At 35.7% G+C, this 546-nt stretch carries 1 protein-coding gene; it reads right to left on the minus strand.

Annotation, left to right across the window (positions count from 1 at the left end):
• Positions 1 to 129: 129 nt before the first annotated feature.
• A complete protein-coding gene (locus ACS8FD_RS23770; RefSeq protein WP_439261650.1) occupies positions 130 to 330 on the minus strand; it encodes a hypothetical protein in 201 nt (66 codons plus the stop codon).
• Positions 331 to 546 lie beyond the last annotated feature (216 nt).

A 546-nucleotide genomic window follows, 5' to 3' on the forward strand; every position in this document is an offset into this window, starting at 1 on the left:
AGATATAGTCCTATAGATAGAGCAAAAAGGTACTATTGCTGATCAAAGTTATCACTTGATTGGCGATAGTACCTTTTTACTTTGGTCTATTATTTATTTGCTTTACCTTTATAGCTTGTAAAAAAGACGCTATTTGTCATCTTCCATGAGTGGACTATCGTATTGCTTGGCATCTTTTGCAATATGGTGCGGATCATGATCCTCACTCTTTCGCTCAGCAGCAGCTGGATTCGCTTTTTGCAGCGCATCATCAGGTACGATACCTTTATTGTCGTCTGCATCTTTTAACTCGTAGTCTTTATTAACATCATTATCTTTGGGAGTACTCATTAGTCTTCCTTTTTATTATGAACATCTAAGTTATATCCAGACCACTATATGTAGCACTTGTAAATATAATCGATACCAAATAAAATCGATACGTTGTAACGTAATGCGCAACTGGTGTATCGTTTTTATAGCGAATTGGCTATACAACGAGTATTGCCAGTTATCACTGCACTCATTGACAGTTTTTATCGAATTGAATTCTTTTCATCTGGATTT

The sequence above is a fragment of the Psychrobacter sp. 1U2 genome (assembly GCF_051847575.1).

Bases quoted from the DNA above. Each gene is read 5' to 3' on its own strand.
- ACS8FD_RS23770 (WP_439261650.1), bottom strand. From the start codon at position 330: ATGAGTACTCCCAAAGATAATGATGTTAATAAAGACTACGAGTTAAAA.